This is a genomic window from Bacilli bacterium (assembly GCA_036381315.1).
In the GTDB taxonomy this organism is placed as follows: Bacteria; Bacillota; Bacilli; order Paenibacillales; family KCTC-25726; genus DASVDB01.
Genome location: DASVDB010000004.1, coordinates 1 through 5,165, shown reverse-complemented (window position 1 = coordinate 5,165; position 5,165 = coordinate 1). Strand labels below are relative to the sequence as shown.

Here is a 5,165-nt window from a genome sequence, read left to right as displayed (position 1 = left end):
CTTGTTTGCTTTCGCGCATATGCATAAGCTGCTTTGCCCGCGCCGCAAGCCCGAATATTTCTTCCACCGCCTCAACGCTTAAAGATATCGCCAGATTCCGCCCGCTAAGCCAATCCTGCCAATCCGTAAGCAGTTTGTCCCGGCGTTCGGAGATCGCGGCGATGCGCTCGGCTGCTTGCGCTTTTTTGGCCTTAAGCAAACTTTCCTGCCGGGCGAGTTCGGCCAGTTCCCGCTCCAAACGGTTCAACTCGGAGAAAGCTTCCTGCCATCGTTCCATCGCCAGATCCATCCGGCCGACCAGTTGCGCGTCCATGCGCCCGTCGGACAAGGTTTGCGCAATATCGGCCAAGTCCTCCGCCGGCCCGATCCCGTTCATCATCGTTCCAACGCACTCCCGCATTTGGGCTTCCGCCTGCGCCATCCGCGCTTCATGCGCGGCGAGTTCGCGCTCGGCGGATTGGCAAAGACCGACCAAAGCCGTCGATTCATGCCCCGCCATCTGCCGTTTTGCCGGCTTTCCGCGCCACAAAACGATCTGCGACAACATAAGCAGCAAAAAAGCGCCTGCGGACACAAGCACATCGTGGGTATACCCGTACAACACAAACGGCAGCGCAACATTCAGCAAAACGCCGATAAAGCGCGGCAAATTCCGGGAGAAAGCGCCGCTTGTTCCGGCTTTGCGCGACCGTTTTTCGCCGGCTGCAGCCGCCATCTCGAGGTCGGACAACCGCCGGGCAAGGTAATCCCGCTGCAATGCCATATGTTTCCACTCGGCAAACGCTTGCCTTAATTTTGCCAAGGCAGCGGCGACTTCTTCCGGCTTGTGCGGCTCTGGCGGCGAAGTACCCCGGGCGTGCCCGGTGTGCCGCATCTGTGCGATCAGCTCGCGTTTTTCTTCAACCATGCGCGCATGGTCGTCCAATTGCGCCAAAATCGCCTGCAGCGCTCCTTCCGCGTCGGCTTTATCCGTTTGCAACAGAGCGAATTGATCGCGATACTGCCGCAATGCTTCTTTCTCGCCGACAGCAAGCGAAAAATTGCGCAGTTGTCCATCCGTCCATGCGGGATCGATTTGCTTGAGCAAATCCCGCAATTCCGCGGAAATATGCCTGATTTCTTCCGCCAGTTGCACAACCGCCGACCGGCTTTGCTTGAATACGCCCAATTCTTCCGCCAGTTTGGCGATCTCCGGCGCGGCGGCAATGAGCGCGCTGTTCGGCTCGATTCCCGCAAGTTCTTCCGAGAGTTGGCTCAATTGCTGGCGCTTGCGGCTGATTTCCGCAAGCAGCTTGTCCTCCGCGGCGCGTTCGGCGGCAAAACGCGGCAGCGCTTGCTCGGGAAAAGAATCGATTGGCGGCAATTGCCGCAATTCAAGCTCCACCTCGCGCAACTGCCGCCAGTTGGGGGCGGCGGCGACGCATTGTTCCAGCCATCTTTTTGTCTCATCCGCTTTTGCCAAACGGCTCTGCACCGCGGCAATTTCCCGCTTTTTCTCCGCCAATTCGCCGACGCGGATATTGTAGGAACCTAGCAATTCTTTGCTGCGTCTAAGTTCATGCTCCAGCAATTCGATTTTTTTCAGTTGCCGATTGATTTCCTGTTTGGCGCCGCGAATTTTATAAAGTTCATCCAGCCGTTGACTTAGCATTTTTTCCGCTTTGTTAATCGCTCCGCCGGGAATGCCGATTCCTGTGCTGAACAAAAAGCTGTTGATTTCATCCGCCTGCAAAGTGCGCAGCTCCTGTAATTCGCTTAAGCCGAACGCAAACAAATTGCGGTACAGTTCCGCCGAGATGCCGCCGGTCAATTGGGATAACATCTGTTCCGGCAGCTCGGTCCCAAGCAATTCGTCATAAATGCGCAGCTTGCCGGCAGACGTTTTGCCCGCTGCGTTTCCGGCGATTGTGCGCTCGATGCGGTACTTTTTGCCGGTCTCATCTATAACAACCAGGTAGCCCCCATATTCGCCTCCGTTGATCGGAGCATACCGCTTTTGCTGGTTGCGCTGCGGAAAGCCGAACAGGATGGAACGGATAAACGCAAGCAGCGTGCTTTTCCCGGCCTCGTTCAAACCATAGCAGACCGTTAGCGGCGCGCCTTCGCCAAATGTGAAAGCGCGGTCGGCGTGAATGCCGAATCCGAAAATATGGGCCCGTTCGATTCTCACGTCTCCCACCCCGCATCCCGGATAAGGGCTTCAACAGCCAGGTTTCGGGCTTCGGCAAGCCATTTTCGCAGCGTTTGCTCGTCCGGTTCCGCCGCATACGTGGCCGCTTTCGATGTGAACAGCGGCTGCAACGCGGCATGGCCAAAAGCCGCAAGCTCGCCGCGATCGTTCAGAAGCTTGTCCACGTGCTGCAGCATAACCGCAATAAAATCATCCTGCCGCGCTAGCGCCGCCAGATCGACCGGCGGGGCGGACTCATCGTCCACCGATTCGATCCAGACAAACGGCAAATTGCTTTCGGTAAACGCGCGTTCCTCTTCGCCGCGCAACTCGGCCAACAGATCGGGCAAAAACGTCGGATTGCGCAATTTCCGATATAACGGGGTCCTTCCGGAGAAGCAAAACCGCACGACAGCGTGCCTGCCTTCCGCCTGTTCGCGGATGTCCGCCATACGCCGCTGCAATTCATCCTGCAAATCCTGTTCCGTCGCAAGCGTGTCCAACGGAATTTCCGCGCAAAAAAAACGAATGGCATCGGTTTCATGAAACGTGAGGCTTGTCTCGCCGAGTTCCGTCACATTCGCCACATAACAGCCTTTTGGGCCGAGTTCGCGGACGCTTCGCCCCTGAATATTGCCGGGATACACCGCATACGGCTGCTTATGCAGCACCTTACGCGCATGAATATGCCCCAACGCCCAATAATCAAAGCCGCTTTGTTTTAGCGTTGACAACGAACAAGGAGCATAATTGTCATGCGCCGGGTCGCCGTCGACATTGGCATGCAACAGCGCGATTTTGTACAATGCGCTGTCCGCCGGGATAAACCGCTCGGCCAAATTTTCCGTGACGGCTTTTTGCCCATACGACATGCCGGTCACAAGCGCCGCATCCTGCCCCCGCCTGTTTGGCAAACGCAGCGTTTCCGGCTTATCGGAAGAAAAGAAATGGACGCGCTCCGGCCAGGCGAGTTCAGCTTTGCCGCCGTTTTCCGGATCGTGATTGCCGTGTACAATGCAGACGAAAATGCCAGCCGCGGACAACTTTTCAAGCTCCCGGCGCAAAAAAAGCTGCGCGCGCAGCGAACGTTCCGCAGCATCGAATAAATCTCCGGCAATCAGCACAAAATCCACGTTTTCGGACAGCGCGATTTGCGTCACATTTTGCAATGCGGCAAACGTGGAGTTTTTGATGGCTTGCCGGATGGCATCGGGCACCGCGCTCATGCCCTTAAACGGCGTATCCAGATGCAAGTCCGCGCAATGCAAAAAGCGAAACGCATTCATGAGCTTGCCTCCGAAGCGTTCGGCTCGTACCTTCGATAAATGGCTTGCAATTGCCGGATGACCCGATTCAGCGAGTACGCGCTCTTTGCTCTTTCCCTTGCGGCGCGCGCCAATTCGGAGCGATATTGCGGATCGCCGATCAAAGTGTCCAACGCTTTAGCCAGCGCGCGATGATCATCCACGGGCACGAGCAAGCCGTTTTTCCCATGTTCGATTTGCTCGGCGATGCCGCCCACGTTCGTCCCGACCAGCGCAAGGCGGCAAAGCGCCGCCTCGGCAAATACCGAACCGAATGCTTCCGCGCGCGACGGGAGCACAAACACATCAAAAAACGGCATAAATTCCTCGGGATGCAGCATATATCCATAAAAAATCGTATCTTCGTAAATATTCATATCCAGCGCGATCCGTTCCAACTGTTCGCGGATTTCACCGTCGCCGATAATGTGCAGCACAAACGGGCGCCCTTTTTGTTTCAGTTCGGCGCACGCTTTTAGCAGCACGTCAAGGCCTTTGGCGGGCACGAGCCGGCATACGGTAATCAATTGCGTCACTTTGTTTTCATGCTGCGCCGGGCGAAACCTTTTCTCGTCAAAGCCGTTTGCGATTACCTCGATTTTCTCCGGTTGCGCAACAAAGTCGGACAAATATCGTTTGAAGGCTTCCGACACCGTGATCAAGCGATCGACCGAAAGTTCCAATTCCCGGTACAACGAAGTGAGAAACCGCCATTCCGGCCCGCCCAGCGCGATTTTGCCGTTAAGCCGCAGCTCGTTCTCGTAACTGGAATGCAACGTAAGCAGTACGGGAGTGTCCGGATAAACCCTTTTCATCACCAGCGCGGCGATGGGATGGTGCGCGTGAATCAGATCATAGTTGCCTTGCTGGCGCAATTTTGTCCACCATAAATAGTCGCGAATCGTCTGAATATATTTTTCCACCAAACGGTTGCCTTTGTATGGCTGCCAATCGAACGTCCGAAACGCGACTTCTTCCGTGCCTTTTCCTCTTACCCTTTTCGGCAGGGAAAACAAATCCATGTGCCAACCCAATTTGACAAAACGTTCCTGTATATAGGGAACCATGGACGAAACGCCGCCCGGCTGTTCCGGAGGAAAAAAAAGCGCTTGAAGTACGTTCAATCCCGACGCCTCCTAAATGTTTATCCATTTTTCATTATAATTGTTCAACCGGATGAGGTCACGCACTTTCGCTTTGGATTCGGCGGTTTTTACAAATTAGCAAACTTTTGGTATACTGAATTTAGTCGAAATTTGTAATTTGCGCGGCTGCAAACGGAGGAAACATGCGCGTTTCTGACCTGTTTTTCGGTTCATCGGGGAAAATGTTCGCATCAGCCGGAATTACGATTATTCTGTGCATGATGTTTATTGTTGCGTTGCGCTTGTATTGGAACCGCCGGAAAAAAGCTTATTTTTCCATGACCATATCGCTCGTCATCGTCATTATCCAAAACGTGATTTTGGTGGTGCTCAACCGGAATATCGGGCCAAACACGGCGTTTTGGGTGCAACTTTTGGAGACGATCGCCTTCATCATCATCAATATGAGCATCTATCAGTTGTACAACCCCTCCAGACCGCGGATTCTCGCATTTTTTTACACACTCCTGGCCATCTCGTTGGCCATCGCGGGGGTGCGAACTTATCTTGTCACCCGCACCGCCGCGGATTCGCCGCAACACCTGC

Annotated in this window: 4 protein-coding genes; 1 reads left to right on the top strand and 3 read right to left on the bottom strand. The window is 54.7% G+C overall.

The window, feature by feature from the left end:
- From VF260_00260 to VF260_00250, 3 genes are all read right to left on the bottom strand, one after another.
- Positions 1-2,170 (bottom strand): AAA family ATPase (locus tag VF260_00260; GenBank protein ID HEX7055615.1); only part of this gene is annotated, 2,170 nt, incomplete at its 3' end.
- A complete protein-coding gene (locus VF260_00255; GenBank protein HEX7055614.1) occupies positions 2,167-3,456 on the bottom strand; it encodes a DNA repair exonuclease in 1,290 nt (429 codons plus the stop codon). The genes VF260_00255 and VF260_00260, both read right to left, overlap by 4 nt.
- Positions 3,453-4,598, bottom strand: coding sequence for a glycosyltransferase family 4 protein (locus tag VF260_00250; protein HEX7055613.1), 1,146 nt, complete (start codon positions 4,596-4,598; stop codon positions 3,453-3,455). The genes VF260_00255 and VF260_00250 overlap by 4 nt, the downstream gene beginning before the upstream one ends.
- Before the next feature lie 164 nt (positions 4,599-4,762).
- Between VF260_00250 and VF260_00245 the strand changes: the two genes are divergently transcribed.
- Positions 4,763-5,165: hypothetical protein (locus tag VF260_00245; GenBank protein HEX7055612.1), on the top strand; the 403-nt coding region annotated here is incomplete at its 3' end.